Here is a 12,599-nt window from a genome sequence, read left to right on the forward strand (position 1 = left end):
GGTGCTTGCCTTGCACCAAGCCTTACAAAGATAAGGCCGCGCTGCACAAAGTGTGTTGCGCCAAAACGACAAGGCTACTCTGAAAGTAGCACTTCAATGATGCGATGTTCCAGTTGCTTGACATCTGCTGCGACATCAGCGCGGGCAATCACGCGCAACTGCTTGGTAGCACGCTCAAACGACTCAATAAGCGTGGCTTGAAAGGCAGAAACACCTGACTCGCTAAACGGCACGAACGTTCTGGCTTTGATGCGGTAGAGCTGCAGCTCACGAAAATCCTGAAGGTCAAAAATGGTCTTCTGCGAAGGGGCATCGATGAGTACTTCGTTGCCAGTGAGCGTTTTTTGGGTCTTTTGCGCTACAAGTGTGCAAATGGCGTGCTCTTTAAGCTTGCGGCGGCGTGCGTCAGACGAAAGAAAACTAAGCGCATGCATTTCATCGGGATTCAAGTGAAAATTGAGCGTAATTGCGCGTTTGTAGGGTCGGCGTTCAATCAGCGCATCAATCAAAGCAAGCAAAGCAGTGTGGCGGGACGGTATGGCAGCGCGCAAATCAAATAGCAGGCGCTCATCAGAAGTGGAGTAAAAAATTCGGCGAAGGGATGCGGGCTCTAACTGGGATTCATCTAAGGCATCTTGAATGAAGCGCTTGAGCATCGTGGAAAAAGCGCGAACCGTATGGTGCCAATACACATTGCGCATCATCATATACTTGGCAAACATCAGGCTCTCCAGCGGCGCAATACCTTTTTCAGTGATGGCAAAACGGCGGCGCTCGGCATCAGGCACAAACGATTCAATGAGACGCTCAATATCAATGCTGCCGTAGGGGATATTGCAGTGGTGTGCATCGCGCATCAGGTAATCCATCTTATCTGGGTCTAAGGTGCCGCTGATGAGCTTAGCAAACTTATGCGGCTGACGCCCCGTAACCATCTCAATTACTTCCTTCGGATTGAGTTGCCAATCGTCTGCTAAGATGTCGTAAAGTCGCCCAAACTGTGAGTGGGATTGCTGCACAAAGGTTTCGGTAAGGTCTTGGTGGTCATCGAAAACGATGTCGTTTTGACTGGTAAGCGGCTGTTTTTCGACAATGTGAGCATGCGGGTAGTGTCCGATGTCGTGCAGGAGACTGGCTGCTAAAATAAGCCGGCAAGCTGTGTCATCGAAACAAAATGACGGGGTTTGCAGCGAAGCAGTCAGCGGGTTCGTTACCAAGCGTTGCAGGATAAGTTTGGTAAGATGATAGACGCCAAGCGAATGTTCGAAGCGGGTGTGCGTAGCGCCCGGAAAAACATGATGCGCAAAAGAGAGTTGCCGAATGCCTTTCAGACGCAGAAAGACAGGGTGGGAGATCACTTTTCGCAGTGCATGATCGAGCGGAATATGCCCCCAGACAGGAATGCGGATATATCCGCCGTCAGCCGAGAAAAGAAACATTGGGAGCGACATAAAGCAGCTGAATGTTACGCTCTGGAGGATTTAGACTTCGGTGTGCTTTGAATTTCTTTGAATTCAGCGTCCTCAATTTCGTCGAAGCGTAGCGGGCGCTGGTAGGGCGGTTTGACATGTTTCGGCGCGCTAAGCCGCACATAAAGGAAACGCAGCACATAATACAGGGCAAACCCTATTGCGAAAAAAAGAAGAATCCGAATCATACTGCCCCCCAATGAGGTTCAATAGAGCTTTCGCTCAGGATTGAAGTATTCTGTCCCCGAATGTGTTTTGTTGCAAATTAAATCAAAGATTTCTTCAAAGTCAGCTGGGTTTGAGACAAAATCAATTTCGGAGGTATTGATGATAAGCAAAGGGGTTTTTTTGTAGCGGAAGAAAAAATAGTTATAAGCGTCGTGCAAATCACGAATGTAGCTTTCTGTGATGTTTTTTTCGTAGGGACGAGCACGTCGCTTGATGTTCTGCATCAGCCGCTCAGGCGTGGATTGCAGATAAACCACCAAATCAGGCAGAATGATAGATTTATCCATCAAATTGACGATGGTTTCATAAAGTCGAAGTTCATCGTCTTGTAAGTTGAGGTAGGCAAAGATTTTGTCCTTGTCAAAAATGTAGTCAGTAATTAAGTATTCGTGAAAAAGGTCAAAGTGGCGGAATTGCTGCTGCTGCTTGTAGCGGCTGGCTAAGAAAGAAAGCTGTGTTTGGAAGGCATACCGCTCGGGATTTTCGTAGAAGCGCTCCAAAAACGGATTATCTTCAAACTCCTCCAAAATTGGGCGAGCTGAAAGTCGCTCGGCAAGTTTCAGCGCTAAGGTGGTTTTCCCCACACCGATCACACCTTCAATTGCAATGTATTTGGGCACTTGCATAGATGTTACCGGGCTTCCTTTCGTAGCTTTTCTTTAAGCTCTAACTCATAGACGTGATACTTGAACGCTAAGCGGCCGTTGATGAAGACGACAGGAATTTTCGAGCCATATTCCTTCATCAAATCCTCGTCATCGTTGAGCTTAATTTCACGCAGCTCAAATGGAATTTCACGTCGGACTTTCAGGAGCACGGCTTTTGCTTCATCACAGAGGCAGCAGCCGTCTTTCGAGTAAAGCTCAACCAAAACCATACTTCAAGTGATAAGGGTTTGTTTGGATTTAGCCGCCTTTTTCTTCGCTGAAACTTTTGCAGGGGTGGTCGCAACGGGTTGATGAGCCACAGACCGCCAGCCAATAGCAGCAACTATCCATAACACAATGGAAACAAGTTGCGCCTGAGTTAAACCGAAAGCAACGATGTCATTTAAGCGAATAAATTCCACAAAAAAGCGACCAGTGGCTTGAAGTGCCAGAAAAAGAAAAAATAGCTGTCCATCGGGGCGAGGCTGCAGGCGCATGCGCCAGAGCACAGCAAAGAACATGAGAGCGTAGAGCGTTTCATAAATCGGCGCAGGGTGCACGGGAATGTCATCAGGCACAGGGCGGTCAGGAAAGAGTCGCTTAAACTCACGCACAAGCTGTGGATTTTTCTCAGCCAGCGTAGAGATAATGCCGTTGGGATAAGTCATTGCCCACGGCACATCAGTAGGCTGACCGTAACAGCCATCACCAGCAAGGAGGCAACCAATGCGACCGATACCATATGCCAGCATCACAGCAGGAGCAGCAGCATCAAGAAATGGAAGAATAGGCACTTTTTTGAGACGAAGGTAGATGTAGTTACCAATAAGTGCCAAAATTAAGCCGCCGTAGTAAGCCAAGCCGCCTGCGCTAAGAAGCGTGCCAATCGGGTCGCGCCGAAGTTCATCTAAGTGCTCAACGACATCAAAGAGCTTTGCCCCAACAATGCCTAACACCAGAGAAAGAATCAGAATGGTATTGGTTACATCTGGTAAGCCTTTGCGTGCAACTTCTTTAGCAGTTAGGTAATTAGCGACCAGAAATGCTAAGGCGAGCATGGCGCCAAAACTGTAAAACTTCAGCGGCCCAATGGAAAAAAGCTCTGGATACACGTGTGGCGACTGATTTCATTGGTTAGGCGACTGGAAAATAACTTTCAAGTCGTCATTTATCAAGCTTTAGATGTGCTAAAATTTCGCTAAGTAAAAGCGCTTGCTGCTCACCTGTTTGCAGATTCTTGAGTTGAAATTTCCCTGACTGCAATTCGCTTTCACCAGCGATGACGGCATATTTGGCTTGCATACGATTGGCTTCACGGAGCTGAGCTTTTAGACTGCGTCGCAAGATATCGACTTCGGTTGCAATACCTTCTTTGCGAAAAAGATAGGCAGCCCCAATTGCCCACTGACGGGCTGAGTCAGACTGGGCGACAATCATCACGGTAGGCGCAGGGGGGCGGAGCGAATCAAACAAGTGATGCTTCTCCATTGCAATCATCAGCCGCTCCATGCCTGAAGCAAAACCTACGGCAGGCACAGGGGCATCGCCGCCAAGAAGCACTGAGAGCATATCGTAGCGACCGCCGCCGCCGAGTGCATCTTGTGCACCCAAGTCTTCGCTTTGCAGTTCAAACGCAGTGCGAGAGTAGTAATCTAAGCCGCGCACTAAGCAAGGGTCAATCACAAAGGGAATGTCAAAATCAGTAAGAAAGGCTTGCACAGCTTCAAAGTGTGCACGGGATTCATCGTCAAGGTAATCTATGATGCGAGGGGCTTGACGAATGAGTTCTTGCAAGTCAGGGTTCTTAGAGTCCAAGATACGCAAAGGATTTTTCTCGAAACGCTCTTTGGAGACTTCGTCCAGTGCATTATAGTGCGGACGCAAATACTCTCGCAAAACCGAGCGATAGGTCTTGCGTGTCTCAGCATTGCCGAGGCTGTTGAGCCGCAGCGTTGTGCGGCGAATTCCTAACTCACGGTAAATCATCATCATCAGCGCAATCACTTCGGCATCTGCTTCTGGATTCGGACTGCCTAAACACTCACAGCCAAATTGCCAAAACTGACGCTGGCGACCTGCTTGCGGACGCTCTTTGCGAAAGAGTTCAGCAATGTAGTAGACTTTAACTAAGGGCGCTTGTGAGCCAAGATGATGTTGCAAGTAAGCGCGCACTACACTGGCGGTCATCTCAGGACGCAACGTGAGGGATTCTGAATTGGGGTCGGGTTGAAAAGAATACATTTCCTTGCCAACAATATCCGTTGTCTCACCAATGCCACGCTGAAAAAGAGCAGTCTCTTCGAAAATCGGTGTGCGAATCTCGCGGTAGCCAAATCGCTCGAAGACGGCACGCACACGCTGTTCGACATATTGCCACTTGTAACTTTCGTCGGGCAAGATGTCTTTCGTGCCTTTGACAGACTGAAATTTCATATTGCAGGTGGTATGGGCTTAGATTTCAGGGAAGGATTGTTCCTCGAGTTGGAACAGCTCAACTACTTCGGCAGGCGATTCGGCGCGCATGAGTTTCTCTCGCATTGCATCAGACCCCACAACGCGTGAAATACGACTGAGAAGTTTAAGGTGCTGCGTAAGCATCTGCTCTGGCGTAGCTAAAAGAAACACCAGCTTAACGGGTTCATCGTCAATGGCGGCAAATTCGACTTCTTTTTTCAGGACAGCAAAAGCCAAAAGAGGAGCACTCACCGCGCTGGTTTTAGCATGTGGTAGAGCGACATTTTTGCCAATGCCAGTGGTCATCTCCTTTTCGCGCTTTAAGACATCGCTACGCAACTTTGCTTTATCCAGAACCGCAGGGTGTGTAGACGCCAGCATGAGCATTTTTTCTATCAAATCGTTCTTCGACTTGGCTTCCAGACCAATCTGGATATACTTCTCGGAGATGATGTCAGAGAGTTTCATTGTCCGGCGCTTATAACAACTTCGAACATCTCTGGACTCTTTGCGGAAACTGCAAAGGCTACAAATATAGCAAAAGCCGCAGAGCTACATTACATATTTGGCATACAAAAATACGGCTGGTGCGGCAAGGCAGAGAGAGTCGAATCGGTCGAAAAAGCCACCATGCCCAGGAATAAGGTGGGAAGAATCTTTTAGGCCACTTTCGCGCTTGAACATTGATTCTACCAAATCGCCCAAAGCACCCAGCACACCCACAATGAGCCCAATCGCAACCCAGTGTATGGCTGAAACGGAGCTAAGCCACCAGCGACCGAGTCCGAGTGTAACCAAAAGCCCACTGAGCAGCCCTAAGAGGAATCCCTCCCATGTCTTGTTGGGGCTGTGTCGCGCAAAAAACTTTGCTTGGATAAATTTCCCGCCCGAGTGTTTCCCGCCAAAGTAAGCCGCTGTGTCAACAGCCCAGATGCCAAGAAACACTATCATCGTCAAAGACCCTAAGGGTTCACTCTGGCGCAAAAAAAGCAAGGTTGAAAGACATAGCGGGGCGTAAAGAATCGCAAGCAGTCCTGCACCGACGTTGTGAATCGGTGAGCCATGCTTGTGAAAAAGCTCCGCCGCAGCCAAAAGCACAACGGAGGCGAGAATCAAATGTTCAAGGGGGAAGAAGCGATAATGCGCATTGACAAGTAAGCCGGCACCTAAGGCATAGATCAACGGCTCAATTGGGAAAGTGTGTGTGGCTCTGAAAATCTGCATCATTTCATAGAGAATGCCCATAGCGATAATGAGCATCACAGCTAGGAACAAGAGGCCGCCCGTGTAGACACTAAAAAGAATTAACGGGCCAAAAATCGCAGCAACGACAATGCGCTGCACCAAGTTGAGACTCAATTTTCACTCTCCCAATTTGGCTCTTGTGCATCCAATTCAATGAGCAGACGAACTGCTTCGTCGTAGTGTTCAGCTCTGACCAAAACATAGACTGGCTCTGCCACGCTAATGCTATGTAGCATACCATCTCGCTTGGAATAAAGATAGGCATCAATATTGGAACTGGCTAAATATGCACGTAAAAGCTCGGCTTCAATTGGCGAAGTAAGCTGTGCAAGGGTTCGCCAAGCCTGAGGTATGTCGCTGTCAGAAAAGCACTTCATTGCCTCATAGCAAATCAAAGTTATAGCGCCGAGATACGAACTTCTGCAAGCACGCTTTCTACGGTGAAGATGCCGCTACAGAACGGCGATACAGCCACAGCAGGCCTGCTGTAACCAGAAGGGAAATCAGCATTGCGCCAATCGCTTCAGGTGAAGCAATATCTGGTTCATCAGACTGCAAGCGTTTGGCTAGTTCATCGCTAATCCCAAGCTGCTCTTTATGCCGAATCGCTATCAAACCCAGCACGGAGAAGAAGTTGTTTGCAAAATGTGCCACGATTGGGACAAGCAGCGAGCCAGATGATGCGCGAAGATAAGACAAATACACGCCTAAGAGAATGAGGGGAATAACTTGTGCAGGATTGAGGTGATACAAGCCGAACAGTACGCCAACGACCACCACAGCACGGCGAGAGGGCATAGCCCTCTGGAAATTGCGCTGCACATAACCCCGAAAGAGCAATTCCTCACAAATCGCAGGCGTCAGCACTACTACGCCGACTACGGCAATGAACTCAAGGGGGGTGCGCACAAGTGTCAGGCGTTCTAAAAGCGCTTTATACTGTGCATAAAGTGGGCGAATGGCGTCGCCCCAACCCAAAACATCATTCATAATCACCAGCTGCAAGTCACCAACATAGCTTAGAAACGGCGACATTGCCATAATTGCTAGTGAGCTATAAAGCAGAGTGTGGATAGATGGTGTGGCGCGCCATGCCAGAAACTCCATACTAATAGCTGAGAAGGGCTTGCGACCAGTGTGCAGTGAAACCAGTATCAAGGTGGGAATGGCAAGAAAGACAATCTGCGATAAGACTTGTGCGGCACGCATGGCGCCTTCATGACCTGTGGGGGCAGTGAGTGATTCCACACCTGCTAAGGCAATCGTGAAAATAGCGCCGCCTATCTGGTAGAGAAAAAGCAAGACAAACAGCGCTGCAAGGGATACTAGCACAGGCGAGAATTGCTCACGCTCAAAATATCCAGCGTAGGGCAGAAAGACAGGTGAAGATGGTGGCTTTTCTGACTCTTTTGACTCTGATGGCGGTGGTGCTTCCATTGACACAAATGCGTTCAATTCAAAATGCTTGGCTCAAAATTCAAAAGGAAAACCGATTTTCCCAAACTAAGCAGGGTGGCATTGGCTCAGTCTCTTTTTTTGCATTTAAGGAAAAAGTATGCCTAAATTCTGCGCCACGCAAGCGCCTCGCACCTTGCGTTAGGGAACAAAAACTGTAACAATTGAACCAAACAAAGCAATGCAGCGACGCGATTTTCTAAAACTGGCTGGCTTAGGTCTGGGTGCAGCGCTAATGCCTTTGCCAGCTTTCTCGGTGCCAATTAGCGAAAGTCAAGCCCGCACACCACTCTTGGACTTTGCAGATAAAAAGGCCTTAGCTGATGTGGCTCTAAACACGGCAAAGTCACTGGGAGCAACTTATTGCGATGTGCGGATTGGTCGCTATCTCAATCAAGCCATTTTGACGCGTGAGAACCGCGTGCAGGGTATTGTCAATACACAGTCTTTTGGCGTTGGCGTGCGGCTGATACTCAATGGCACGTGGGGGTTTGCTTCTACGAATAATGTAACGCCCGACGGCATTCGGCGCGTAACGCAGCAAGCAGCGGCTATCGCCAAAGCTAATTCGCGCTTGCAAAAAGAACCCGTCAAACTAGCGCCACAAGCTGGGCAGGGAGAGCGAACTTGGAGGACGCCTATCAAGAAAAATGCCTTCGAAGTGCCAATTGCCGACAAGGTGAATTTCCTCTTAGCAGTCAATGCCGAAGCAATGAATCTCGGCATTCGCTTTGTAAACTCGCAGCTCTTTATGGTAAATGAGCAAAAATTCTTTGCCTCCACCGATGGCTCATACATTGACCAAGATGTGCATCGCATCTATCCAACCTTTACCGTGACGGCAGTTGACATCATCAATCGAAAGTTTCAGACAAGAAATGCGCTGTCAATGCCATGCGGAATGGGGTATGAGTACCTCGAGGGAGATGCATCAGAAAAACAAACGGCGGCAGGCGGTGTAACAACGCTCTACAAGAAGCGATACGATATGATTGAGGACATTCGTCAAGCGGCTAAGCAAGTGCAAGAAAAGCTCTCCGCCAAGTCCGTCGAGGCAGGCAAATATGACTTGGTCTTAGACCCCTCGCATCTTTGGCTCACGATTCACGAGTCTGTAGGGCATCCACTGGAGCTGGACCGCGTGCTCGGCTATGAAGCTAACTATGCAGGCACCAGCTTTGCTACGCTCGATAAGTGGCGTTCCAAATCGTTCAAATACGGTTCGCCAATTGTCAATTTCTTTGCAGATAAAACGCAAGAAGGCTCACTGGGCTATGTGGGCTGGGACGATGAAGGTGTGCCAACCAAGCGCTGGGATTTGGTCAAAGATGGTATTCTGGTCAACTATCAAGCCATTCGCGACCAAGTGCATATCATTGACCAGCAAGAATCGCATGGCTGCTGCTATGCCCAAAGCTGGGCAGATGTGCAGTTCCAGCGTATGCCAAATGTGTCGCTAGCACCCGGCAAAACGCCCCTAACGCCCGAAGAGATTATCAAGGATGTAGAAAAAGGTATCTATATCATTGGCGATGGCTCTTTCTCAATCGACCAGCAGCGATACAACTTCCAGTTTGGCGGTCAGCTTTTCTATGAAATTCGAAATGGCAAAATTGTAGGAATGTTGCGTGATGTGGCTTATCAAGCAAACACGCAAGAGTTTTGGAATTCTTGCGTTGCGATTTGCGATGAGCGAGATTTTCGCTTAGGAGGGGCATTCAACGATGGTAAGGGTCAGCCGCCACAAAGCAATGCAGTCTCGCATGGCAGTGCTACAGCACTCTTTAAGAACGTCAATGTGATTAACACTGCACGCAATATCTAAGTTGCGGTCAGTCTCCCCCACGATGGCTCTGCGAACGGCTTAGTAAGGGACGGTGGCGTATCTCTATGCGCATCAGTATACCGTTTGCACAGTTTGTTCAGGCGTTCTGATAAGGTAAGTGCGGTTGCGGTAAAAAAGACGTGCTGCAACAAATACCACTGCGTCAGATGGTAGCTCGTCAATAGAAGGCGTGTGTGTCAAGCGAAGTTGCAGCACGGAGGGAGAAGGGCGAACCGCTTGTGGTTCGGTGCGGCACGACCAGACTTTTTCTCCGTGCACAACCCAGACTCGCTTTACACTAAGACGTGGAAAGCGTGATTGTGAGCTAGAAAGCGTAATCTGTCCGAGCAAGGACTTGCGGTAGGTGTTGCCGACGCTTGGCATGTTGTCATACCAAAGGTCAGCTGTCAGGGTTAGCGAGTGCTTCGAAAGTTTGATAGAAGTGGGTGCGCTCCGCAAGCGGCTGGCGCTGAGCTCAGCAGACTGCGCTACGCCTCGCTCTGTTGCAAAGAAAAGCGTAGCGTAACCAAGCAGAAGCAAAGAGAAGGTAGCAAGGTGCATAGCGTTGAATGTAGAGTGGTTATTTGGCTTTCAGACAAACTGCTGTGATGTCATCGTATTGCTCCCCTTCGGGTTGAAAATGCTGAACCGCCTCGACAACTGCATGGAGCGTCTCTTGAGCACTGTCGGAGCGATGTGCAATAAGCAAGGCTTCCAACCGTGTCTCTTCGAAAGGTTCACGCTGCGCATTCATTGCTTCCGTGATGCCATCGGTGTAAAGGAAAAGTGTATCGCCCGATTGCAAAATCACTCGCTCTATCTGGTAGGGGGACAGCGTAGGAATCACACCTAAAATGACCCCACCTTTTCTAAGTGCAATAAGACTGCCATCAGCGCGCACCAGATAGGGCGGATTGTGTCCAGCATTCACCGACTCGAGCACACCCGTGCGGCAGTTCAAAATGCCGCAGAAAAATGTAACGAACTTATCCTCTGGCGTATTCTCATACATAATCGTGTTGATTTTGCCTACAAACCTCGAGAGGTCAAAGGTAGCGGGCTGATATGAGAGAAGATAAGCTTTGATAGACGCTTGAAGATTAGCCATAAGCAAAGCTGCCGGCATGCCTTTGCCCGTTACATCAGCGATAGCAATGAACAAATGCTCATCGTCCAGCATCATGGCATCGTAGTAGTCGCCACCGACTTGAAAAGTGGGCAAGTTGATGGCTGCAATGTCGTAGCCACCGATAACGGGGAGGTATCGTGGCAAAAGTGCGGACTGAATTTCACGTGCAACTTGAAGCTCTTTTTCGATAGCTTGCTTCTTGAGCGTCTCTTCAAATAGGCGACGCTGCTCGAGGGCATTTGCGGCTTGGGCAGCCGCCAGCGCCATAAAATCAATATCCGATTCAGAGAAGGGGGTTTCACTATATCGGGCGCTAGTCAGCAAAAGCCCAATCGGCTGTTCGTTAACACGCATCGGAATTGCAAGCCGCACGTCGGCTGCATAAAGCTCTGGATAGGTTTGCGCAGTGAGCTTAACAGGTTGTAGGGAGGCAAAGAGCTGTTGCAGCTCTTGTGGTGAGGCTGGAGCCGTCTCAAAGCCTTGACAGGCTTCGGCGACGAGCGACTCACCTTGCCAAAGATAAGCGGCGCAGCTTTTAATGAACATCTGCCCTGAAATGGAACGCAGCATCAGGCGCAGAATCTCAGTGCGACTCATGGCCACATTGTATTCTTTGGCAAGTTCCAAGAGCGTGCGCAGCTTTTGCACCGATTGATCGAGCATACGGCTTTGTTGGCGCAGCTCTGCAAATGTGTATGCATTCTCTATTGCGGTGGCAGCAAGCGATGCAAGCGATTCAATAAACTTGTGCTCTGCATCAGAAAAGGGGGCTTTGCTGGGCTTTTCACCAAGTCCCAAGTAGCCAATTTCTCGCTTCGGCGAGATGATAGGGAAAAGTGTAAGGTGAAACTGCTTAGCAAATTCATCTAAGTCAAAAAAATCTTTGGGCAGGTCTCTAAGTCCCCGTGCAAGCGCTACACGATAGACTTTCTCCAAATTGTCTTGATACGATTCTGTAATCACGCATGCGCGTGTGAGCAGGAACTTTCCCATCACCGTGCGGATAATGTGCGAGAGGATAAACTCCAATTCATCGGACGCGTTCAGGATTTTGCTGGTCTCGAGCAATGAATTCAAATCAAGTTGCGAAACTGTTGTGCTGCTTGTCGGCAAAGTCTCCGCAGATGATAATGAATGGGCTTCAGGCATCGTGAGAAAAATTTGGTTGGCAGGAAGATACGCTGAAGTCGCTAAACGCACAGAGCAGCTACTCTGAGGAATTGGGCAAGCGTTTGGTCAGGCGTAGGCGGTTGTGAGAGCCGTCGGCAATGTAATCAATTTCATCAACCAGTAGGCGGATAAGTTTAATGCCTAATCCACCGCGCTGGCGTTCTTTGAAGTATTGCTGTGTGTCTGGAATAATGTGTGTGCGTAGGTCATAGCTTTTGCCATCATCATCAATGACAACAGCGAAAGCTCTACCATTCGTTTCGATTGAGATATTGATAAAGTGAAACGGCTCACCATTATAGCCATGGCGAATCACATTAGCACAGGCTTCATCAGTGGCAAGCACGATTTTCTCTGCGTCGGCGGCAGAAAACCCAAACTGTAGAGCAGCCTCTCGCACAAAGGCTCGGACGCGCCCAAGTTCATCTGTTCGGCTCAATATGGTTAGCGCGTAGTAAGGATTGTAACCATAAGTGTTGGCCATCGTTGCAACTGCTCCGAATTAGGTCGTCGCCGATGTTTTGAATTTCTCAATAGCCTCTCTCTCGTCTTTATAGATTTCATAAAGCATCGGAAAGCCCAGCAGGTCAAAAATCTGGTAAATTTTCTCGGGCATATTGGAGAACTTTATGTCGCCGCCGTTGGCGCGGACATCATCAATGAACGCCATAAACACGCCAAGCCCCGCGCTGGAGATATAGTTCAGGTTAGAGAAGTTGATGATGAGGTTGAAATGCTTTTTCTGGATGAGGTCTTGAATGGTGCGCTCAAGCTGAACCGAAGTGTGGGCATCTAAGTCGCCAGAAAGGTCAATGACCGTAACTGCCCCAACTGTTCGCACGGTGCTTGTGAATGTAGCCATAACTATGGTAGAAAGTTCATTGCATAGATTGCTGTGAAAGGCTGTTTGGAAATGCCACGCAAAGATAAGTGTGCTCGAGCAACTTTTTTACATCATAGACTTGTAAAAGGTTGCG

The 12,599-nt window shown here is 48.9% G+C and carries 15 protein-coding genes; 1 reads left to right on the forward strand and 14 read right to left on the reverse strand.

All coding sequences use genetic code 11. The features are described 5' to 3' along the window. Nucleotides 1-74 precede the first annotated feature (74 nt). The 10 genes from NZM05_03045 to NZM05_03090 form a co-directional block, all read right to left on the reverse strand. A complete protein-coding gene (locus NZM05_03045) occupies nt 75-1,451 on the reverse strand; it encodes an HD domain-containing protein (GenBank protein MCS7012597.1) in 1,377 nt (458 codons plus the stop codon). 14 nt (nt 1,452-1,465) lie between these two features. Then, the gene (locus NZM05_03050; GenBank protein ID MCS7012598.1) at nt 1,466-1,657 is read right to left on the reverse strand and encodes a hypothetical protein; all 192 of its coding nucleotides are present in this window, start codon (nt 1,655-1,657) and stop codon (nt 1,466-1,468) included. 18 nt (nt 1,658-1,675) lie between these two features. Next, nucleotides 1,676-2,323, reverse strand: coding sequence for a deoxynucleoside kinase (locus tag NZM05_03055; protein ID MCS7012599.1), 648 nt, complete (start codon nt 2,321-2,323; stop codon nt 1,676-1,678). 5 nt (nt 2,324-2,328) lie between these two features. Next, nucleotides 2,329-2,574, reverse strand: coding sequence for a glutaredoxin family protein (locus NZM05_03060; GenBank protein ID MCS7012600.1), 246 nt, complete (start codon nt 2,572-2,574; stop codon nt 2,329-2,331). 3 nt (nt 2,575-2,577) lie between these two features. Continuing rightward, complete coding sequence (locus NZM05_03065) at nt 2,578-3,456, reverse strand: prolipoprotein diacylglyceryl transferase (protein MCS7012601.1); 879 nt, start codon at nt 3,454-3,456, stop codon at nt 2,578-2,580. A 52-nt stretch (nt 3,457-3,508) separates the two neighbouring features. After that, nucleotides 3,509-4,777: a histidine--tRNA ligase gene (gene hisS / locus NZM05_03070; GenBank protein ID MCS7012602.1), complete on the reverse strand. Its 1,269-nt coding sequence runs from the start codon at nt 4,775-4,777 to the stop codon at nt 3,509-3,511. An 18-nt stretch (nt 4,778-4,795) separates the two neighbouring features. Beyond that, entirely contained in the window at nt 4,796-5,266 is a 471-nt protein-coding gene (locus tag NZM05_03075; GenBank protein MCS7012603.1) for a PTS sugar transporter subunit IIA, read from the reverse strand. A gap of 84 nt (nt 5,267-5,350) precedes the next feature. Then, nucleotides 5,351-6,142, reverse strand: coding sequence for a phosphatidate cytidylyltransferase (locus NZM05_03080; protein MCS7012604.1), 792 nt, complete (start codon nt 6,140-6,142; stop codon nt 5,351-5,353). A gap of 11 nt (nt 6,143-6,153) precedes the next feature. After that, the gene (locus NZM05_03085) at nt 6,154-6,420 is read right to left on the reverse strand and encodes a DUF2007 domain-containing protein (GenBank protein MCS7012605.1); all 267 of its coding nucleotides are present in this window, start codon (nt 6,418-6,420) and stop codon (nt 6,154-6,156) included. 58 nt (nt 6,421-6,478) lie between these two features. After that, on the reverse strand, nt 6,479-7,480 hold the full coding sequence (locus NZM05_03090; GenBank protein MCS7012606.1) for a CPBP family intramembrane metalloprotease: 1,002 nt from the start codon (nt 7,478-7,480) through the stop codon (nt 6,479-6,481). A 199-nt stretch (nt 7,481-7,679) separates the two neighbouring features. Between NZM05_03090 and NZM05_03095 the strand changes: the two genes are divergently transcribed. Then, complete coding sequence (locus NZM05_03095; protein ID MCS7012607.1) at nt 7,680-9,323, forward strand: TldD/PmbA family protein; 1,644 nt, start codon at nt 7,680-7,682, stop codon at nt 9,321-9,323. Nucleotides 9,324-9,395: 72 nt separating this feature from the next. Here the strand turns inward: NZM05_03095 and NZM05_03100 are convergent, their stop codons facing one another. Genes NZM05_03100 through NZM05_03115 form a run of 4 tightly spaced genes read right to left on the reverse strand, consistent with a single transcriptional unit; the run spans nt 9,396 to nt 12,484 of the window. Then, nucleotides 9,396-9,884, reverse strand: coding sequence for a hypothetical protein (locus NZM05_03100; protein MCS7012608.1), 489 nt, complete (start codon nt 9,882-9,884; stop codon nt 9,396-9,398). A gap of 19 nt (nt 9,885-9,903) precedes the next feature. Then, entirely contained in the window at nt 9,904-11,652 is a 1,749-nt protein-coding gene (locus NZM05_03105) for a SpoIIE family protein phosphatase (GenBank protein MCS7012609.1), read from the reverse strand. Between the two features lie 7 nt (nt 11,653-11,659). Then, a complete protein-coding gene (locus tag NZM05_03110; GenBank protein MCS7012610.1) occupies nt 11,660-12,106 on the reverse strand; it encodes an ATP-binding protein in 447 nt (148 codons plus the stop codon). 18 nt (nt 12,107-12,124) lie between these two features. After that, nucleotides 12,125-12,484 carry an STAS domain-containing protein gene (locus tag NZM05_03115; GenBank protein ID MCS7012611.1) on the reverse strand — a complete coding sequence of 120 codons (360 nt, stop codon included), beginning with the start codon at nt 12,482-12,484 and terminating at the stop codon, nt 12,125-12,127. Between the last annotated feature and the right edge of the window lie 115 nt (nt 12,485-12,599).

Source organism: Chloroherpetonaceae bacterium (assembly GCA_025056565.1).
Taxonomy (GTDB): domain Bacteria; phylum Bacteroidota; class Chlorobiia; order Chlorobiales; family Thermochlorobacteraceae; genus Thermochlorobacter.

Excerpts from the sequence above, each read along its gene's own strand:
- NZM05_03045 (MCS7012597.1), bottom strand. The coding sequence starts at position 1,451 with ATGTCGCTCCCAATGTTTCTTTTCTCGGCTGACGGCGGATATATCCGC.
- NZM05_03050 (MCS7012598.1), bottom strand. The coding sequence starts at position 1,657 with ATGATTCGGATTCTTCTTTTTTTCGCAATAGGGTTTGCCCTGTATTAT.
- NZM05_03055 (MCS7012599.1), bottom strand. The coding sequence starts at position 2,323 with ATGCAAGTGCCCAAATACATTGCAATTGAAGGTGTGATCGGTGTGGGG.
- NZM05_03060 (MCS7012600.1), bottom strand. The coding sequence starts at position 2,574 with ATGGTTTTGGTTGAGCTTTACTCGAAAGACGGCTGCTGCCTCTGTGAT.
- hisS (MCS7012602.1), bottom strand. The coding sequence starts at position 4,777 with ATGAAATTTCAGTCTGTCAAAGGCACGAAAGACATCTTGCCCGACGAA.
- NZM05_03075 (MCS7012603.1), bottom strand. The coding sequence starts at position 5,266 with ATGAAACTCTCTGACATCATCTCCGAGAAGTATATCCAGATTGGTCTG.
- NZM05_03085 (MCS7012605.1), bottom strand. The coding sequence starts at position 6,420 with ATGAAGTGCTTTTCTGACAGCGACATACCTCAGGCTTGGCGAACCCTT.
- NZM05_03090 (MCS7012606.1), bottom strand. The coding sequence starts at position 7,480 with ATGGAAGCACCACCGCCATCAGAGTCAAAAGAGTCAGAAAAGCCACCA.
- NZM05_03095 (MCS7012607.1), top strand. The coding sequence starts at position 7,680 with ATGCAGCGACGCGATTTTCTAAAACTGGCTGGCTTAGGTCTGGGTGCA.
- NZM05_03100 (MCS7012608.1), bottom strand. The coding sequence starts at position 9,884 with ATGCACCTTGCTACCTTCTCTTTGCTTCTGCTTGGTTACGCTACGCTT.
- NZM05_03110 (MCS7012610.1), bottom strand. The coding sequence starts at position 12,106 with ATGGCCAACACTTATGGTTACAATCCTTACTACGCGCTAACCATATTG.
- NZM05_03115 (MCS7012611.1), bottom strand. The coding sequence starts at position 12,484 with ATGGCTACATTCACAAGCACCGTGCGAACAGTTGGGGCAGTTACGGTC.